This is a genomic window from Allobosea psychrotolerans, from assembly GCF_002917105.1.
Taxonomy (GTDB): domain Bacteria; phylum Pseudomonadota; class Alphaproteobacteria; order Rhizobiales; family Beijerinckiaceae; genus Allobosea; species Allobosea psychrotolerans.
The window spans coordinates 274,037-291,528 of the sequence record NZ_PQFZ01000005.1 but is presented as its reverse complement, the minus strand read 5'-3'; the positions used below and the strand labels follow the sequence as shown (position 1 = coordinate 291,528).

14 protein-coding genes are annotated in these 17,492 nt (G+C 65.4%); 10 read left to right on the top strand and 4 right to left on the bottom strand.

The window, feature by feature from the left end:
- The first annotated feature begins 290 nt into the window (after positions 1-290).
- The 5 genes from CYD53_RS11410 to CYD53_RS11390 all read left to right on the top strand — a co-directional run bounded on the left by CYD53_RS11410 (position 291) and on the right by CYD53_RS11390 (position 5,818).
- On the top strand, positions 291-2,348 hold the full coding sequence (locus CYD53_RS11410) for a mechanosensitive ion channel domain-containing protein (RefSeq protein ID WP_245928205.1): 2,058 nt from the start codon (positions 291-293) through the stop codon (positions 2,346-2,348).
- 82 nt (positions 2,349-2,430) lie between these two features.
- On the top strand, positions 2,431-2,874 hold the full coding sequence (locus tag CYD53_RS11405; protein WP_103718203.1) for a hypothetical protein: 444 nt from the start codon (positions 2,431-2,433) through the stop codon (positions 2,872-2,874).
- Between the two features lie 125 nt (positions 2,875-2,999).
- Positions 3,000-3,524: a transporter suffix domain-containing protein gene (locus CYD53_RS11400; RefSeq protein WP_210202329.1), complete on the top strand. Its 525-nt coding sequence runs from the start codon at positions 3,000-3,002 to the stop codon at positions 3,522-3,524.
- 136 nt (positions 3,525-3,660) lie between these two features.
- Positions 3,661-4,782 carry an HlyD family secretion protein gene (locus CYD53_RS11395; RefSeq protein WP_245928193.1) on the top strand — a complete coding sequence of 374 codons (1,122 nt, stop codon included), beginning with the start codon at positions 3,661-3,663 and terminating at the stop codon, positions 4,780-4,782.
- A 40-nt stretch (positions 4,783-4,822) separates the two neighbouring features.
- Complete coding sequence (locus tag CYD53_RS11390; RefSeq protein ID WP_245928192.1) at positions 4,823-5,818, top strand: DUF2955 domain-containing protein; 996 nt, start codon at positions 4,823-4,825, stop codon at positions 5,816-5,818.
- On the opposite strand, the gene CYD53_RS11385 is transcribed toward CYD53_RS11390, so the two are convergent.
- The 3 genes from CYD53_RS11385 to CYD53_RS11375 all read right to left on the bottom strand — a co-directional run bounded on the left by CYD53_RS11385 (position 5,791) and on the right by CYD53_RS11375 (position 7,416).
- Positions 5,791-6,129, bottom strand: coding sequence for a hypothetical protein (locus CYD53_RS11385; RefSeq protein WP_103718201.1), 339 nt, complete (start codon positions 6,127-6,129; stop codon positions 5,791-5,793). The genes CYD53_RS11390 and CYD53_RS11385 overlap by 28 nt on opposite strands.
- Before the next feature lie 339 nt (positions 6,130-6,468).
- Positions 6,469-6,681 (bottom strand): hypothetical protein, encoded by a 213-nt coding sequence (locus CYD53_RS11380; protein WP_103718200.1) that lies wholly within the window; start codon positions 6,679-6,681, stop codon positions 6,469-6,471.
- A gap of 129 nt (positions 6,682-6,810) precedes the next feature.
- The gene (locus tag CYD53_RS11375) at positions 6,811-7,416 is read right to left on the bottom strand and encodes a TetR/AcrR family transcriptional regulator (protein WP_103718199.1); all 606 of its coding nucleotides are present in this window, start codon (positions 7,414-7,416) and stop codon (positions 6,811-6,813) included.
- A gap of 79 nt (positions 7,417-7,495) precedes the next feature.
- On the opposite strand from CYD53_RS11375, the gene CYD53_RS11370 reads away from it, so the two are divergent.
- From CYD53_RS11370 to CYD53_RS11350, 5 genes are all read left to right on the top strand, one after another.
- The gene (locus CYD53_RS11370; RefSeq protein WP_103718198.1) at positions 7,496-8,617 is read left to right on the top strand and encodes an efflux RND transporter periplasmic adaptor subunit; all 1,122 of its coding nucleotides are present in this window, start codon (positions 7,496-7,498) and stop codon (positions 8,615-8,617) included.
- Entirely contained in the window at positions 8,614-11,751 is a 3,138-nt protein-coding gene (locus tag CYD53_RS11365; RefSeq protein ID WP_103718197.1) for an efflux RND transporter permease subunit, read from the top strand. Before CYD53_RS11370 ends, CYD53_RS11365 begins: the two co-directional genes overlap by 4 nt.
- Complete coding sequence (locus CYD53_RS11360) at positions 11,748-12,185, top strand: MarR family winged helix-turn-helix transcriptional regulator (RefSeq protein ID WP_103718196.1); 438 nt, start codon at positions 11,748-11,750, stop codon at positions 12,183-12,185. The genes CYD53_RS11365 and CYD53_RS11360 overlap by 4 nt, the downstream gene beginning before the upstream one ends.
- Positions 12,186-13,031: 846 nt before the next feature.
- On the top strand, positions 13,032-15,155 hold the full coding sequence (locus CYD53_RS11355) for a TonB-dependent receptor (protein ID WP_425428285.1): 2,124 nt from the start codon (positions 13,032-13,034) through the stop codon (positions 15,153-15,155).
- Between the two features lie 230 nt (positions 15,156-15,385).
- Positions 15,386-16,531, top strand: a complete 1,146-nt coding sequence (locus tag CYD53_RS11350) for an ABC transporter substrate-binding protein (RefSeq protein ID WP_210202328.1) — start codon at positions 15,386-15,388, stop codon at positions 16,529-16,531.
- A 38-nt stretch (positions 16,532-16,569) separates the two neighbouring features.
- Here CYD53_RS11350 and CYD53_RS11345 read toward each other — a convergent pair whose 3' ends face one another.
- The gene (locus CYD53_RS11345; RefSeq protein WP_103718193.1) at positions 16,570-17,352 is read right to left on the bottom strand and encodes a class I SAM-dependent methyltransferase; all 783 of its coding nucleotides are present in this window, start codon (positions 17,350-17,352) and stop codon (positions 16,570-16,572) included.
- Between the last annotated feature and the right edge of the window lie 140 nt (positions 17,353-17,492).

Below are 17,492 nucleotides of genomic sequence, written 5' to 3'. Positions count from 1 at the left end.
CGAGCTTGTTTGTAAAAAATTGACTTCAGTTATTTTCTGACTTTGTGGCCAGAGGCCGTGCGTCAATGTCTAGTCGGAAACAATTCGTTGGGATCCCATTTACGTCAGCTTTGAGGTTTATGGCGCTCGCGCCTGTATTCTGCCTGTTTTTATGTTTGCACGCCCTCTCGCTTCCAGCCACCGCCCAAACCCCGGCTCCGCCCGCGGGGATCAGCCAGGAACAGTTCGACGCACTTGTCGAAGCTATCAGTCGATCGGTCGTCGCGCAGCTGAAAGCTCCCGTGCCTGCAATGGCGGGAGGCGGGGCCTCGGACCCCGCCGGGGCCGCGACGCCAGATCCGCTCGAAGCCCGGGTGGCGCAATTCGTCGACAGAGGCTCTGCTGCCCTGGCGGCTTTCCCTGAGCTCGGCCGCCGGCTGGCGGAATTTCCCAAGCTGATCGTCCAGGCCGGCGACGGCCGGGGATTGTCGGCGTTTGTCCTGCTGCTGTTCATCTCCGCTGCACTGGCGCTCGCCGTCGAGCGGCTCGTGGCGGTGCTGTTCGGCGGCCTTCGGGCGCGCCTGGGTGCGAGAGTGGCCGCGACACCCGGCCCCGCCGCACTGCTGCCGATCGGCGCGATCCTGGCGCTCGATCTTGTCGGTGTCGCCGCGGTCTGGTTCGTCAGCTACGGCGCGATCGGCATCTGGTTTTCCCGCGGCGTCGGCCAGGACAAGCTGGCGGCCGCGGTCCTGGCAGGGATCTTCGCCTGGCGGCTTTACATGCTGGCTTTCCGCTTCGTGCTGCGGCCGGGCCTCGCCAGCGCCCGCCTCGCGGCCATGGATGATGGCGAAGCCGCCGCCCTGTATCGCCGCATCGCGCTGATCGTCCTCCTGATCGTGGTCCTGCGGATCGTGATCCGCCTGCTGATCGCGACAGCGACCCCGGCGGAGGCGATCGCTGCCGGCCAGATCTTGGTGACCTGCCTGGTGCTGAGCTTCGTCTTCTGGATGGCCGCGCGCTCGCGCGTCGCCGTCGGCCGCTGGCTGGCCGGGCTGGCCACGGCTCAAAACAGCTTGGCCGGCCGGTTGGGCGCTCACTGGCTCACCGTCGCGGCGCCGCCTTTCCTGGCGCTCGGGCTCACCCAGATCTATGGCGCCGTGGTCGCGCGCTACACCGTGCCCAACGCCGTGCTCCTGACGCTCAATGCGCTGATCGCATTGATCCTGTTTCAAACCCTGGCGCGCTACCTGACGCGGCCACGTCCGGCGGCCGTGCCCGAATTCGCTGAGGGCGAGCCGGCTGCAGGGCCCCCCGCCGATACGGCGGCCAAGGCGGCTCCGCGCGGTTTCACCGATGTCGTCATTCGCTGCATCCGGACGGCCATCCTGCTCGCGATCATGGTCTTCGTCGCGCAAAGCTGGATCGTCGATGTCTTCGCGCTGGTCGACGAGCAGGGCTGGCGGACGCTCGCCCGTTCGTCCCTCGCGACGGCGGTGACGCTGTTCCTCGCCTTCGTGGCCTGGGAGCTGGTCGATTTTTTCACCCGCGCGACGCCCGCGGCGGCCAGCGACGTCGCAGCCGCGGGAGAGGGCGGCGGCGGTTCCGGCTCCCGCCTTGCGACCATGCTGCCGCTGTTGCGGGTAGTGCTTGCGATCACGATCGGCGTGCTGGCCCTGCTCGTCGTGCTCTCGGAGATGGGGGTCAACATCGCGCCGCTGCTGGCCGGGGCGTCGGTGTTCGGGCTGGCCTTGTCCTTCGGCAGCCAGGCGCTCGTCCGCGATATCGTCTCCGGCATATTCTACCTGAGCGACGATGCCTTCCGCATCGGCGAGTACATCGATTGCGGCAAGGCGAAGGGGTCCGTCGAGGGCTTTACGCTGCGCTCGATCCGGCTGCGCCATCAGAACGGCCAGGTCCACACCATTCCGTTCGGCCAGCTCGGCCAGATCACCAATTTCAGCCGGGACTGGGCGACCGTCAAATTCAACCTTCGCTTCAAGCGCGACACCGATCTCGAGAAGCTGCGCAAGACGGTCAAGAAGATCGGCGACCAGATGCAGGCAGACCCCGAATTCGCCAATGATTTCATCGCTCCGCTGCGCATGCAGGGCGTTGCCGACATCTTGGACAATGCGCTCCTGGTTCGCTTCAAATTCACCGTCAAACCGATCCAGCCGAGCTATGTCCAGCGGGTCGCGGTGAAGACCATGGTCACGACCTTCCCGACCGTGGGGATCGAGTTCGCGGACTCGATGGTCGCGGTCCAGACGATGGGCGCGGGCGGCGATCAGGCCGCCGCTGCGGCGGCGAGCTCGGCCCAGAACCGATCCCGTGCCGAACTGGCCCTGTCCACGGAAGCGGGACAGTGACGATGCATATGGCGCTGCCGATCAAAATCATAACAGGCCGCTGAAGGCCGCTTTGGACGAACCGTCACGGGAGGAGAAGAGCATGATCAAAACCGCGCTATCCCTAGCAGTCGCCGGCTTGCTCTGGAGCGCCCCGGCGGGCGCCCAGCAGCGCAATCTCGGGCCCGCGACAGGCTCCGTCAGCATCCGCCAGCTCCAGGTCGCCTTCATCGGTTCGGGCGCGATCGGCGGCGGTGTTCTCAAATTCGGCGGGCGCTCCTACGAGATCACCGTGGCGGGTCTGGGCGTCGGCGGCATCGGCGCATCGCGCCTGCTTGCCCGCGGGCCGGTCTATGGCCTGAAGCGCGTCGATGATTTCGCCGGCCCCTATGTCCAGCTGCGCGAAGGCTGGGCGATCGGCGATGCCGGGCGCGGCAGGCTCTGGCTGCGCAATGCCAACGGTGTGACCCTGCGCCTCAATACCCAGCGGCGCGGTCTCCAGATCTCGCTTGGCGCCGATGGGGTCGTGATCGGCTTCAAGCAATAGATCCATCACGCGCCGATGCGTAGCGCCGCGCGCGGCGCCGCGCATCGGTGTCGCCAGAGCGTTTTCGAGCGAAGTGGACACCGGTTCGCGTGAAGAAAACGCGTTAAAACAGGGGGAGTTTCGACATGACGAACATGACGACGGATGCGTCGGCACCAGCTTCGGCCGGTTGGCGGTTCAAGCTCGGCATCTTCATCTTCATCTTCGCCTTCGCATTGTGGCTGCTCATTCCGCTTGCTGCCTCGATGGGCGTTGCGGGGCCACGCATCGCAGCGATGACGGGTGTGATCTTCATCGCCAACAAGGTCCTGCTCCTGACCTGCATCGCGGTAATGGGCAAGGCCGGCTTCCAGCAGCTCAAGGGGCTGATCTTCGGCTATGCCAAGGGTTTGGCGCCGAGCGGCCCGATCGGCCCGGCACGCCATGTCATCGGATTGGTGATGTTCTGCCTGCCGCTCGTCACGGCGATGCTCGAACCCTATGTCGACCAGTTCTTTCCGGGACTGCGGCCGAATATCTGGCAACTCCAGGCGCTTGGGGACCTCATGCTGATCGCGAGCTTCTTCGTTCTGGGCGGCGATTTCTGGAACAAGATACGCGCCTTGTTCGTGCGCACGACCACGGTCGTCGACCGCGGCGCGAGCAGCTAGAGCGTTCAAGCAGCTTGCGCGCCTGCGAGCGAAATGGCGACCGCTTCACGTGAAGAAACCGTTTTTAAACAACGATCTAGAGTCATGTCCGATCAAACTGGGTCGGGCATTGCCCTAACGGCTGAAAGGAAGCCCGATGAGCACCGAGGCGCAAGGCGTCCCGCTGGCGGAGGAGCCGTTGCCCGCGACAGGCGAGGTTAAAGGCAACCCCTTGCGCAAGACGGCGCTGGTGGTCGTGGCGGTCGTCGCGGCGCTGTTTGCGCTGTCGATCGCCATGGAACGCCTGACGCCGTCCTCTGCGCAGGCGGTGGTCCAGGCCTATGTGGTGCGGATGGCGCCCGATGTCTCCGGCCGCGTCGTCGAGGTCGGCGTCGTCGACAATGCCCGCGTCGCGGCGGGCCAGCTCCTGTTCCGGATCGATGCGCGGCCTTTCGAAATCGCGGTGACGGAGGCGCAGGCACAGGTCGAGCGCATCGGCCAGACGCTGGGCGCATCGACGGCCGCGGTGGAGGCGGCCCAGGCGAGGCTGGTCAAAGCGGGGGCCGACTTCGAGAATGTGCAGTCCCAGACGCAGCGCACGCTCGAACTGGTACAGCGCGGAATCACCGCCAAGGCCAAGGGCGGCGAGGCGCGCGCGGCTCTGGAGGGGGCAAAGGCGGCGGTCGACGGCGCGCAGGCCGATCTGGCGAAGGCGCGCCAGGAACTGGGACCGGCTGGCGCCGACAACCCGCAATTGCGGGGCGCCCTGGCGCAGCTCGAGCGGGCCCGCCTCAACCTGCTGCACACCTCGGTCGTGGCGCCGGCATCGGGCGTGGTCACCAATCTTCAGCTCGCCACCGGACAGTTCATCGCGGCGGGGCAGGCGGCCCTGACCTTCCTCGATGCGAGTTCGATCTGGATTTCGGCGAATTTCAAGGAAAACAGCCTGGAGCACATGTCGCAGGCCGACAGCGCCGAGATCGTGATCGACGCGCTGCCGGGGAGCATCTTCAAGGCCAAGGTCGAGAGCATCGGCTGGGGCGTCTCGCAAAACAGCGTCGATCCCAGCACGGGCCTGCCCACCATCCGCAACAGCAGCGGCTGGATTCGCGATCCGCAGCGCTTCCCGGTGCGCTTGATCTTCGACGGCGACCCGCCTGGCCGGGTGCGCTTCGGCTCCCAGGTCAATGTGGTCGTGTATACCGGCCAGAATCCCGTCGCCAATGCACTCGGTGCGGCCTGGATCCGGATCATCTCGGTCCTGACCTATGCCAGCTGAGGCAGCCCCGCAAAGCCTGGAGATCGCCCGGCAACGGCGAATGGGGCTGCGGGTCGCGCTGGCGGTCTCCGTCGGGCTGACATTCGGCATCGGCAGCGGCGCGCTCATTCCCTTTCTGGGGCCGCTTTTCGCCGCGCAATTCCTGCTCGGCGGCGCCAGGCCGCTGCCGCTGGCCAAGGCGACCGCAACCGTCGGGCTGATCCTGCTGGCCGGGCAGGTCTTCATCGTCATGGCCGGCCTGTTCGGCGGCCGGCCGGTGCAGTTGCTCAGCCTGCTCGGGCTGTTCTTCTTCCTGTGCTTTTTTGTTCAGGCGCAGGGCAAGGGCGGGCCGGCCATCTTCCTGTCCCTGGTCATCGCGGTCATGGTGCCGCTGCTCGACCTGCTCCATGATGACCTCGACCAGAGCATGATCATGGTTCTGTTCCAGGGCAGCGTCAGCGGCGTCGTGCTGTCCTGGCTCGCCCATGCCGCCGTGCCGGAGCCCGCTGGGCGCGCGGGCGATTCGCCTCTGCAAGGCGTCGCGCTGAGCAATCCGACCGCCCGCGCCTTGGCCAACACCGCCATCCTGCTGGGTTCGGTGACCCTGTGCCTGACCAACAGCGCCTTCTCCTCGGCGATCGTCATCCCGATCACCGTCGCGTCGCTACTGCTGCAGCTCGATCTCGCCGGCGGCGCGCGCGCGGCGGTCGGACTCGTCGCGGTCAATCTGCTTGGCGGGGTGCTGGCCTCGCTGGCCTTCGCCTTCCTCGAAGTCCGACCGTCGCTGGACTTCCTGTTTCTCACCACGCTGCTGGTCGGCCTCATCCTGGGCGGCCGGGCCGCGATGCCGTCGCCTTCCGGAAAGGTCTATGGCGGGGCGCTCACGACATTCCTGATCCTGCTGGGAACCGGCCTGTCGCCCTTGCCGACATCGACGCCGGAATCGTTCTCGACGCGGGTGTTCTACGTGTTGTTCGCGATCGCCTACGCGCTCTGCGCAACCGCGCTGCTATGGTCCAGGGAGTCGGCTCAGCGGCGCGTCAGCAGCCAGGGGTAGCGGCGCAGATATCTGTCGCAGACCTTCTGTTCCAGGCCCCTGGCGTGCGCCGCGGAGAACTCCTTGGCGAAGTCCTCGCTGCCCATCACCATCGCCCGTGACGAGATGCCCCCGGCATTGGCATCGCGATAGGCTTGCGCCTGGGATCCCGTATCGACGAGTGCGAGACCGCGGCAGCGCGACGCCGCCTCGCTGGCCGCGCCGATCTGGTAGAAAGCCCGGGGCGAGCCCGCTTCCGGCGCCTGGGCGGACACCGGCAAGGCAGCGACCACGGCCAGGATCAGCAGCGCCGCCGCGAATGGTCCTTGCAACGACGCCTCCTGTAAGCGTGGGCCGAATGCGATCTAAATTCCATGATGGCAACGGGTTAGAGGGAGTTTCTGAATCTGCTCCGAAGGGATTCAAGATACTTCGAAGCGATCCATTACGTTTCGAAAACGCCAGGACGCTGCGACTGTTTCAGCCATGGGCCGCCAGCATGCCGCCGCGACAGCCGGAGCGCAAATCACGGCTTTCCCAGGGCTGACCAGGTGCGGCTCCCGGCCCATTGCAGACCCGAATGACGTCTGCTTCCTGGCGCCGCGGCAATCGGCTGAAAGATCTGCCCAGACCGGCTTACAGCCGCGACTTTCGGTCTGTTGGTCGTGTGTCTATTTGCGCGTTGATCCGGACGATCTCGCGATCTTCTGCAGACGTGCTTCGATCACGTCTCCGGTATCATTCTCGAAGAATACGAAGTTTCGAATGGTGCTCGCAAAGGTCGATCTGACTTTCGCGCTGACGCGCGTGTAGAGCTCATGCAGCATTTCATGGTCCTTGGTGATCGCTGAGCCGCCGTGCGGCTCAGGCTGAAGTGCCAGCACAGCCAGGTCCGCGAGCCGGAACAGGATCCCCCCGGGTCACCCGTTGGCCGGAGAGCGCGGTCCTTGGAGCATCCCGTACGGGCTCAGCGCCGGCTACACTTGCGATGGGCGCGTCGGCGGCAGAGATCGTCATTGGCGCCGGCTCGGCTGCACGTTGTCCGCAGACGATTGCGCCAGGACGCTGTCGGCCGCCGCCTGCAGGAACTGCTGCGACAGGCGCTCGTCGTTGACAGCGCGCGCGAGCACAACTGCGCCGACCATCGTCGAGAGAATGGCCATCGCCTTGCCATCGGGCACGTCATCATCGGCCTTGCCGACCCAGCTGCTCAGCCTCTCCAGATGGTCTGTGATCCCCGCTTCGAATGCCGCCTTCACGTTCGGGCCTTGCCTGGCGGCATCCGAACCCAGCGCGACGATGGGACAACCATCGGTTTTCTCGGCGCAGTGACCCATGCTGAGGTAGAAATCGACCACCGCCGCCAGCGGGGCCTCAGGATGGGACTGGGCGGCCGCCGACCATCGGCCCGAGGCGCTCTCCAGCGCGCGCCTGGAGGCCTGCGCCGCCAGGTCGTCCTTGGATTCGAACTGCTTGTAGAAGGCGCCCTGCGTCAGCCCCGCACCGGCCATCAGATCCTTCAGGCCAATGCCGTCAAAGCCATGCTCCCGGAAGAGACGGCTTGCCACGTCGATGACCGTTTGCCGGTTTTCCTCGGCCTGCTGGCGCGTGACACGCATCGGGACACTCCATAATTAGATTGCACTTGACATCTATAATCGGTATAGAGGTCACATGCAATCTAATTGGTTCGGGACGATGAGCAAGAAAAAGAAGTCGGTGATCGCCGCCGGGGGCGTCGTGCTCGCCGTGGCGGCAGTGGCGGCATTCGTCACCTTGTCGGCGAGGCCGCAAAACGCGTCGGCGATCAGCGATCCCAGGCAGAATGCGCCGATCGTCAGGCTGGTGACGCCGACGCCGGTCGTGGACGTGGAACGCCGCTTCACGGGGGCTGTCGCGGCCCGGGTGCAGAGCAATCTGGGCTTCCGCGTTCCCGGCAAGATCGTCGAACGCCTGGTGAATGTCGGCCACGCCGTCGCGGCCGGTCAGCCGTTGCTGCGGATCGACGAGACCGATCTGCGGCTCGCTCTCGCCGCCAAACGCAACGCCGTCGCTGCGGCTCGCGCTGTCCTGGTTCAGGCGCGCGCCGACGAGAAGCGTTATGCCGTTCTGGTCAAGGACGGTTTCGCGGCCAGCCCACAACGCTATGAACAGGCAAAGGCTGCCCTCGACACCGCCGCCGCCCAGCTTGCGGCCGCCGAGGCCGACGAGAAAGTGGCTGAGAACGGATCGAGCTATTCGGTTCTCGTTGCCGACGCCGATGGCATCGTCGTCGAGACCCTTGGCGAGCCGGGCCAGGTCGTGACCGCCGGGCAGACCGTCATCCGGCTTGCCCAGGCCGGCCCGCGCGAGGCGGTCGTCGCGCTCCCCGAGACGATCAGGCCGGCCATCGGTTCTCCGGCCGTGGCCAATCTCTATGGCGCGGAGGCCCGCCGCTACTCGGCCACCCTCCGGCAGCTCTCGGATTCGGCGGATCCGCAGACCCGCACCTATGAAGCGCGCTATGTGCTCGACGGCGAGGCCGCCTCAGCGCCGCTCGGCGCAACCGTGACGATCCGGCTGGCCCATCAGACGAGCCAGCCCGAGATGGAAGTGCCGCTCGGCGCGGTGCTGGACGATGGCCGGAAGACGGGCGTCTGGCTGCTGGACGCTGCCAGCTCGACCGTGAAATTCCGCCCGATCACCTTGGTTCGGGTGACCAGCGAGACTGCGATCATATCTGGATTGAGCGCGACCGAGCCGGTGGTGTCCCTCGGGGCTCACCTGCTGCAGGACGGTGCGCGCGTCAGGACCGTGTCCCAAAGCAGGGGCACCAAATGAGCCTCAATCTTTCAGCGATCGCGGTTCGCGAACGGGCCGTCACCCTGTTCTCGATCATCCTGCTGGTTGCCGCCGGCATCTACGCCTTCTTCATGCTCGGCCGGGCGGAGGATCCGAGCTTCACCATCAAGACGCTGACCGTCACGACCGTATGGCCGGGCGCGACCGCGCGCGAGATGCAGGATCTGGTCGCCGAGCCGCTGGAAAAACGGATCCAGGAGCTGACCTGGTACGACCGCGTCGAGACGACGACCCGGCCGGGTTACGCCTATATGACCGTCACGCTGAAGGACAGCACGCCGCCTGCCGCGGTTGAGGAAGAGTTCTATCAGGCCCGCAAGAAGCTCGGAGACGAGGCCCGCAACCTGCCGCCTGGCGTTCTCGGCCCCTTCGTCAATGACGAATACTCGGATGTGAGCTTCGCCCTCTATGCCTTGAAGGCGAGGGGGATGCCGATGCGCGAGCTGGCGCGGCAGGCGGAGACCATCCGTCAGGACCTCCTGCATGTTCCTGGCGTCAAGAAAATCAACATCCTCGGCGAGCAGCCCGAGCAGATCTTCGTCGAGTTCTCGTATTCGAAGCTCGCGACGCTGGGGGTATCGGCGCAGGACATCATCACGGCCCTGCAGCGGCAGAACACCGTCACGCCCGCAGGCTCGATCGATACGAGCGGTCCGCAGATGTTCATTCGGGTCGACGGCGCCTATCAAGGCCTGAAGGCGATCGCCGACACGCCCATCGTCGCCGCGGGACGGACGCTGAAGCTCTCAGATATCGCCGATATACGCCGCGGCTACCAGGATCCCCCGACCTATCTGATCCGGCGTCAGGGCGAGGCCACGATCCTGGTTGCCGCGGTCATGCAGGCGGGCTGGGACGGGCTGGCCCTCGGCAAGGCGCTGGAAGACAAGACTGCGGCAATCGCGCAGACGCTGCCGCTCGGCATGACGCTCGACAAGGTGACCGACCAGGCCGTCAACATCACCTCGGCGGTCGACGAGTTCATGATGAAGTTCGCCATGGCTCTGGGCGTCGTGCTGCTGGTGAGCCTGCTCAGCCTCGGCTGGCGCGTCGGCATCGTCGTGGCCGCAGCCGTGCCGCTGACGCTTGCCGTTGTCTTCCTGATCATGCTGGAGACCGGCCGGTTCTTCGACCGCATCACGCTGGGCGCCCTCATCCTGGCGCTCGGCCTCCTGGTCGATGACGCCATCATCGCCATCGAGGTCATGGTGGTGAAGATGGAAGAGGGCATGGACCGCATCAAGGCGGCTGCCTATGCCTGGAGTCATACGGCGGCCCCCATGCTGTCGGGCACGCTGGTGACGATCGCCGGCTTCCTGCCGGTCGGTTTCGCGCGCTCCACGGCCGGCGAATATGCCGGCAACATCTTCTGGGTCGTGGGCTTCGCCCTGATCGTCTCCTGGATCGTGGCGGTGGTCTTCACGCCCTATCTCGGCGTGAAGATGCTGCCCGACATCAAGCCGATCCCCGGCGGCGTGCACGCGATCTACGACACGCCGAATTATCGGCGGCTGAGGGGGCTCATCACCTTCGCCGTGCGCCACAAATTCGTGACATGCGGGATCGTCGTCGTGGCGTTCGCGCTGTCGGGCATCGGCATGGCCGGCGTCAAACAGCAGTTCTTCCCGACATCGGACCGCCCAGAAGTGCTGGTCGAGGTGCGCTTGCCCGAAGGGACAAGCATCGAGACGACGACGGCGGCGGTCCGGGAGCTGGAAAGCTGGCTCGGCAACCAACCCGAGGCGACCATCGTCACGAGCTATGTCGGCCAGGGCGCGCCGCGCTTCTTCTTTGCGATGGCGCCCGAACTGCCTGATCCCGCCTTCGCCAAGATCGTCGCCCTAACACCGGATGCCGGGGCGCGGGAGGCCTTGAAGCACAGGCTGCGCGAGGCCGTGTCCCATGGCCTCGTTCCCGAAGCCTTCGTGCGCGTCACCCAGCTCGTCTTCGGTCCCTATACGCCGTTCCCGGTCGAGTTTCGGGTGATGGGCCCCGATCCGGCACAGTTATATGCGATTTCCGCACAGGCGCTGGAGGTCATGCGGGGCGTTGCGGACGTCCGTCAGGCCAACCGCGACTGGGGCAATCGCACGCCCGTGCTGCGCTTCGTGCCCGACCAGGACCGGCTTAACCTCATCGGCCTTTCGCCCGCGGCGGTTGGCCAGCAGCTTCAGTTCCTGCTGACCGGCGTCACCGTCACGCAGGTTCGCGAGGATATCCGCAACGTGCCGGTGGTGGCGCGCAGCGCCGGCAGCGAGCGGCTCGACCCGGCGCGTCTTGCAGACTTCTCGCTGATGAGCCGCGACGGTCGCCAGATCCCGCTCGACCAGATCGGGCACTCCGAAATGCGCCTGGAGGAGCCGATCCTGAAACGGCGCGACCGCACGCCCGTCATCACGATTCGCGCGGATATCAATGAGGCCACCCAGCCTCCGGAGGTCTCCAAGCAGATCATGACGGCCCTGCTGCCGCTGATCGCATCTCTCCCGGCGGGCTATCGCATCGAAATGGGAGGATCGATCGAGGAGGCCGCCAAAGCCAACATCGCATTGGCCAAGGTCTTCCCGGTGATGATCGCTGTCACCTTGATCGTCATCATGTTTCAGGTGCGCTCGTTCTCGATGATGGCGATGGTGCTGCTCACGGCGCCGCTGGGCGTGATCGGCGTCGTCCCGACTTTGCTCCTCTTCAATCAGCCCTTCGGGTTCAATGCCATCCTGGGCCTGATCGGCCTGGCCGGCATCCTGATGCGCAACACCTTGATCCTGACCGAGCAGATCGAGGAAAACCGCGCTGCCGGCCTCGACGACTATCACGCCGTCATCGAGGCGACGGTGCAGCGGACACGGCCCGTGATCCTGACGGCGCTCGCGGCCGTGCTCGCCTTCATCCCCCTGACGCATTCCGTGTTCTGGGGATCGATGGCCTACACGCTGATCGGCGGCACCGCCGTCGGCACCGTGCTGATCCTGCTGTTCCTTCCCGCGCTGTATACGGCCTGGTTCCGCATCAAGCCGACGGCCGGTCACGAAAGTCGGGGGCCCTCGGTCAGCCCGGAACCGCAGGCGGCATTGGCGGCGGGGGCCGAAGGCGCTGCGGAACTCGCCGGATGAAGGTCTGGTCTGCCACGACGTCGATTGGACTTGAATGGAACTCGGGCGTGTTGGTGCAGGCACAGCGTGCGGCTCGCGTCCTGACGCGGCGCTTCGATAGCGCCTTGCAGCCCGTCGGGATCAACAGCGGGCAGTTCGCGCTGTTGATGTCGATCGATCAGGCAAGATCACCGAGCCTGGGCGCCATCGCGGCTCTGTTGGCGATGGACAGAACGACAGTGACGGCCAACATCAAGCCGCTCGAGCGCCGCAAGCTGGTCAAGACGGCCATCGACGAGAGGGACGGGCGGGTTCGCATTTTATCGTTGACGCCAGAAGGCCGCTCGCTGCTTGCCGAAGCCTTGCCGATATGGCTTCGACTGCACTCCGCGATTGAAGCCCGCCTGGCAGAGCCCATGCGGTTGAAGGACGATTTGAGCCTGTTGTCTGAATGATCGCGCATCCGCCGCGTCGGCATTTCGCCCGTCGCCGCTCTACGGCCGTACCGACAATCCGGGACTACGTCGGATCCACAGGACGCCTGTCGCGATGCGCTGCCATTGTGAGTTCCGAGTGGCTCGCATCGCCACAATCGCAACGGGTTAGCGCGAATTCCTGAATCGGTTTCGAAGAGTTTCAGGACACTTCGAAGAGATCCACGACGTTTCGAAAAACGCCAGGACGCTTCGCCTGTTTCAGCCATGGACCGCCAGCATGCCGCCGCATCAGCCGGAGCGCAAATCCCCGCTACCCAGGGACGCCCGGCTGCCGCTCTTGCGCCTGTCTCGACGCCGCGAACCTCTGCACCGGGGGCAGCCAGGTTCAAGCCTCGACGCGTGAACCTGCCACGAGATCGCGGCCGCGCGGGAGCCGGAACATCGCTCCGCAGTCTGAGCGTTCGGTCTGCCTCTCATTTTTAGAACCCTGCTTCTAGAAATTGACATCGACAGCATGTCGAAGCTCGGGGCAAGCGAGGATCCCAGTGCGTTACAATGCCGCTTCGGTCTTCGTTTGTTCCGATGAAGGGCGAGTATTTTCTGCGAGTAGAAAATATATTATAATAATTAAAAAGTAATAGTTGCCAATTAGGCACATTACGGCCGAATTGAATTCCAGGTATACGAGCGATATTGACGATAATTACTTTCGGAAACGATAAGCGGCGACGAGGTTGTCCATTTGTGGACGCGCCCGGCGCGCCCTGTTTCCGAGAGATTGTCATGAAGCTCAACCATGTTCCGCCCACAGAGGCCGCCGCCTGCCGGCATGTCCGGGGCCGCCGGACGCGCGGGCTGGCGTCGATGCTTCTGGCGAGCGTAGGCCTCGGTGTCGCCCCGGCCGCAGCCTGGGCCCAGGAGCGAGGCGCAGGGGCGCTGCAGCTTGACGAGATCGTCGTGGACGGCCCGGCGAAACCGGGCGCGGTTCCGCCGGCTTTCGCCGGAGGGCAGGTGGCGCAGGGCGGGCGGCTTGGCCTGCTCGGCAATGCCGAGACCCTCAAATCACCCTTCAACATGACGAGCTATACGGCCGAGCTGATCGCAAATCTGCAGGCCTCCACGGTCGCCGACGCGCTGATCCTCGACCCCTCGGTGCGCAGTTCTCATCCGACCGGCGGCATCGTCGAATCCTTCAACATCCGCGGCTTCCCGGTGGGAGAGGGCAATAGCGGCGAGATCGCCTTCGACGGGGTTTTCGGCGTGGCGCCGAACTATCGTGTCTTCACCGACTACGCCGAACGCATCGAGGTCCTCAAAGGGCCCACTGCTGCGCTGAGCGGCATTGCGCCCAATGGCGGCATCGGCGGCGTCATCAACATCGTGCCGAAGCGCGCCGAGGCCGATCTGACGCGTGTGGGAACGGAGCTTTCCTCAAAAGCGCATGGCGGCGCCACCTTCGATGTCGCCCGGCGCTACGGGGCGGCGCGCGAATTCGGCGTGCGCGTCAACGGCAGCCTGCGCGGCGGCGACACGGCGATCGACAACCAGCGCAACACCACGGGGATCGGCTCCCTGGCGCTGGACTATCAGGGCGAGCGCTTCAGGAGCTGGGTCTATGTGCTGGCGCAGCGCGACAGCTGGGATGCGCCGTCGCGCCCCTACAGGATGAGCGCGGGCATTCCGGTGCCGAAGGCGCCCAATGGCGCCCGCAACATGATCCAGCCCTGGGAGTTCTCGCAGGTCGACGATAGTTCGGCGCTGATCAAGAACGAGTACGATCTCACCGACAATGTAACCCTGTTCGCCAATGCCGGCGGCTCGCGGACGCGGGTCAACCGCTTCTTCGCCAATTCGCCTTTGCCCACGATTCTCAATCTGAACGGCGACACCACCCAGGCGCCGCAATATTTCGACATGACGATCGCCCGGCAGACCTATGACGCCGGCATCCGCGCCCGTTTCGATACGGGCTTCGTCAAGCATGCGCTGACCTTCCAGGCCTCCTACTACCGCGAGGAGACCGACCGGGCCCTGACCACCGGGCGCGCCTTCGCCTCGAACATCTATGCTCCGGCCCTGACGGCACCGCAATTCGCGACGCGCGCCCCCCGCATCAGGCTCTCGGACAGCGACCTGACGAGCGTGGCTCTGGCCGATACGCTGTCCGTGCTGGACGAGCGTGTCGCCCTGACGCTCGGTGTCCGCAGGCAGTCGGTCCAATCCACCAATTATTCGACGACGACCGGCGCGGCGACCTCATCCTATGACGAGAGCGCGACGACCCCTCTGGTCGGCCTCGTCCTGCGGCCTCACCAGAACCTGTCGCTCTATGCCAACTACATCGAGGGGCTGAGCCGAGGCGACATCGCCCCCAACACCGCCAGCAATGCCGGAGAGACCTTCGCCCCCTACCGGACGAAGCAGTACGAGGCCGGGGCGAAGCTGCAATATGGCAGCTTCGGCGCGACGCTTGCCGGCTTCCAGATCACCAAGCCGAGCGGGGAGCTCAACGGCAATCTCTTCGTCGTTGGTGGCGAGCAGCGCGTTCGCGGGCTCGAATTCAATGTCTATGGCGAGGTCGCTGCCGGGCTGCGGCTCCTGGGCGGGCTCGCTTTGCTCGACGGCAAGCTGACCAAGACGGCCGTCGTCGCCAATCGCGGCAACGATCCGATCGGTGTGCCCTCGACCCAATTCAATCTCGGCGCCGAATGGGACGTGCCCTGGCTCAAGGGCCTGACGCTGACGGGCACGCTGGTCTATACCGGCAAGCAGTATATCGACGCCGCCAACACCCAATCCCTGCCGGACTGGGCGCGGCTCGATATCGGCGCGCGCTACGCCACCGAGATCGCCGGCCGCAAGACGACCTTCCGGGCCTCCGTCCAGAACGTCACGGCGGAAAAATACTGGTCGAGCGTCGCCTCCTTCGGGACCTTCTATCTCGGCGCACCGCGGACTTATCGCCTGTCCATGTCGGTCGACCTGTGAGAGCTCGTTTGGAAATTCGAGCCCTCATCCTGAGGAGCCGCGCAGCGGCGTCTCGAAGGATGCTCCAGATGGTTCTGGAGCCTCCTGAAGCATCCTTCGAGACGCCATTCCAAACGGAATGGCTCCTCAGGATGAGGGCTCAGGGAGTTTCCAAACGGTGTGTGAGGGTGAGGGGGCCAGCCATCGGCCGGCGCATGCGCCGGCTGGGCCCCATCGCCTGGGCCGCGCTCATGGCGCGGTCCATCCTGCTGTCGCTGAGCTTTGCCCTCTGCACCGCGGCTGCCCGTGCAGAGCAGGTCACGGTGACGGATGTGCTGGGGCGCAATGTCAAAGTGACGGTGCCGGTCGAGCGGGTGCTGCTTGGCGAAGGGCGGCAGATCCACATCGTCGCTGCGCTCGATCGCGAGGCTCCATTCCGCCGCGTGATCGGCTGGGGGGACGATCTTGGGAAGGCCGATCCGGACACCTACCGGGCCTATCTCGCCCAGTACCCTGAGATCGCCGCATTGCCCAAATTCGGTGCGGCGGGCCAGGGCGGCTTCGACATCGAAAAGGCCGTCTCGCTGAAGCCGGACGTGGTCTTCCTGAATGTCGAGGCGCAGCGCGCCGGGGAGGAGACGCAGCTCATCGAAAAGCTCGCCGCTGTCGGCGTTCCGGTCGTCTACATCGATTTTCGCCATGCGCCGTTCCGCAACACCGAGCCTTCGATGCGGCTGATGGGGCAGCTCTTCGGCCGCTCGGAGGTCGCCGAGGCCTTGATCGCGTTTCGTGCGAGCGAGATCGCGCGGGTGACCGAGCGGCTGGCGAAGGCGCAGGATCTCAGGCGGCCGCTGGTGATGCTCGACCGGATACCCGGCTATTCCGACGATTGCTGCATGACTTTCGGACCGGAGAACTTCGGCAAGATGGTCGAGATCGCCGGCGGCACCAATCTCGGCAGCGAATTGCTGTCGGGGACCTTCGGGACGATCAATCCGGAAACGATCATCGCCCGCAATCCCGAGGTCGTCATCGCGACCGGCGGCAATTGGGGCGCGCTTGCTCCCGGGGGAGGCTGGGTCGGCCTGGGACCGGGAGCCGATCTCGATGAAGCCCGGCGCAAGCTCGACGCTCTCGCGATGCGCCCGGCCTTCAGGCATATAGCGGCCGTCGCGAATGGTCGCGTCTATGCCATCTGGCACCAGTTCTACAACAACCCCTACCAGTTCGTGGCGATCCAGCGGATCGCAAGCTGGCTCCATCCCGCACTCTTCGCCGATCTCGATCCGGAGGAGACGCTGCGCCAACTCCATGAGCGCTTCCTGCCGCTGCCCTATCGGCCCGGTTACTGGGTCGGGCTCGACGGGAGGCGAAACGGCGACAAGCCTGCGCCGTGAAGGGCCAGGCCAGCGCCGATTTCGCGCGGCTTGCCCTGTCAGCCGGGCTTGCGGGCGGAAACCAGGAAACGGTCCTGGCTGGCACGTTCCAGCCGCTGGTGCAGCGGCATGAAGCGGCCTTGCGCGCGATGGATCGCATGCAGGTCGCGGTCGATCCGGATGTCGACGAAGCCCGCCTCGCCGAGCAGCCTTGCGACCTCTTCGGGACGGCAGCCCCTGGCGAAATAGACCCGCGAGACGATGTCGGCGTGGAGGGCGGCGTGCGCCGACGGCGGCGGCAGCTTCGCGAAGCGCTTTGCTAGCCTTGCGAGCAGGCGCAGCACCCTGCCATTGCCCGGGCGTGGATTGGTCATGTCGACATCGACGATCGCGACCCTGCCGCCGGGCTTGAGGACGCGGAACCATTCGCGGAAGGAGGCGGGCGGATTCGGCAGCGTCCAGACCAGATGGCGCGTCGCCACCACGTCATAGCTGCCATCGGCTTCGAGCGTGTCTTCGGCGTCGCCGGCATAGAGGCGGATCGGCTTGCCCGCGGTCTTGGCGCGGGCCCGGGCGAGCATCGCCTCGGAGAGGTCGAGCCCCGTCACGCTATAGCCCAGCTCCGCCAGCAACAGCGAAATCACGCCTGTGCCGCTGGCGAGGTCGAGCGCCTTGCCACCCTTCGTTTCGCCGAGATGGCGCGCGAACAGCGCAAGCCAGGCCCGCCGCTCATCGGCCGAGAAGATCTCGTGGCCGGGCTGGCTGTCGAAGCTCTCCGAGCGCATCGACCAATAGTCGCGGATCTCGTCCTTCAGGCTGAGATTATGATGCAAGGCTGTCATGGCTGGGGTGCCCGTCACGTCGATGGCAGTTTGCAGAGCACGAAAGCACTGGTCCGGGCAAGTGTGGAATCCGGCCGGAGTGCGCATAGATTCCATGGCTCTGGATCGCGATGATATCTTTGTTTAGACAAATTCAAAAA

Excerpts from the sequence above, each read along its gene's own strand:
- CYD53_RS11350 (WP_210202328.1), top strand. The coding sequence starts at position 15,386 with ATGGCGCGGTCCATCCTGCTGTCGCTGAGCTTTGCCCTCTGCACCGCG.
- CYD53_RS11405 (WP_103718203.1), top strand. The coding sequence starts at position 2,431 with ATGATCAAAACCGCGCTATCCCTAGCAGTCGCCGGCTTGCTCTGGAGC.
- CYD53_RS11375 (WP_103718199.1), bottom strand. The coding sequence starts at position 7,416 with ATGCGTGTCACGCGCCAGCAGGCCGAGGAAAACCGGCAAACGGTCATC.
- CYD53_RS11345 (WP_103718193.1), bottom strand. The coding sequence starts at position 17,352 with ATGACAGCCTTGCATCATAATCTCAGCCTGAAGGACGAGATCCGCGAC.
- CYD53_RS11365 (WP_103718197.1), top strand. The coding sequence starts at position 8,614 with ATGAGCCTCAATCTTTCAGCGATCGCGGTTCGCGAACGGGCCGTCACC.
- CYD53_RS11355 (WP_425428285.1), top strand. The coding sequence starts at position 13,032 with ATGCTTCTGGCGAGCGTAGGCCTCGGTGTCGCCCCGGCCGCAGCCTGG.
- CYD53_RS11410 (WP_245928205.1), top strand. The coding sequence starts at position 291 with ATGGCGGGAGGCGGGGCCTCGGACCCCGCCGGGGCCGCGACGCCAGAT.
- CYD53_RS11360 (WP_103718196.1), top strand. The coding sequence starts at position 11,748 with ATGAAGGTCTGGTCTGCCACGACGTCGATTGGACTTGAATGGAACTCG.
- CYD53_RS11390 (WP_245928192.1), top strand. The coding sequence starts at position 4,823 with ATGGGGCTGCGGGTCGCGCTGGCGGTCTCCGTCGGGCTGACATTCGGC.
- CYD53_RS11395 (WP_245928193.1), top strand. The coding sequence starts at position 3,661 with ATGAGCACCGAGGCGCAAGGCGTCCCGCTGGCGGAGGAGCCGTTGCCC.
- CYD53_RS11400 (WP_210202329.1), top strand. The coding sequence starts at position 3,000 with ATGACGAACATGACGACGGATGCGTCGGCACCAGCTTCGGCCGGTTGG.
- CYD53_RS11370 (WP_103718198.1), top strand. The coding sequence starts at position 7,496 with ATGAGCAAGAAAAAGAAGTCGGTGATCGCCGCCGGGGGCGTCGTGCTC.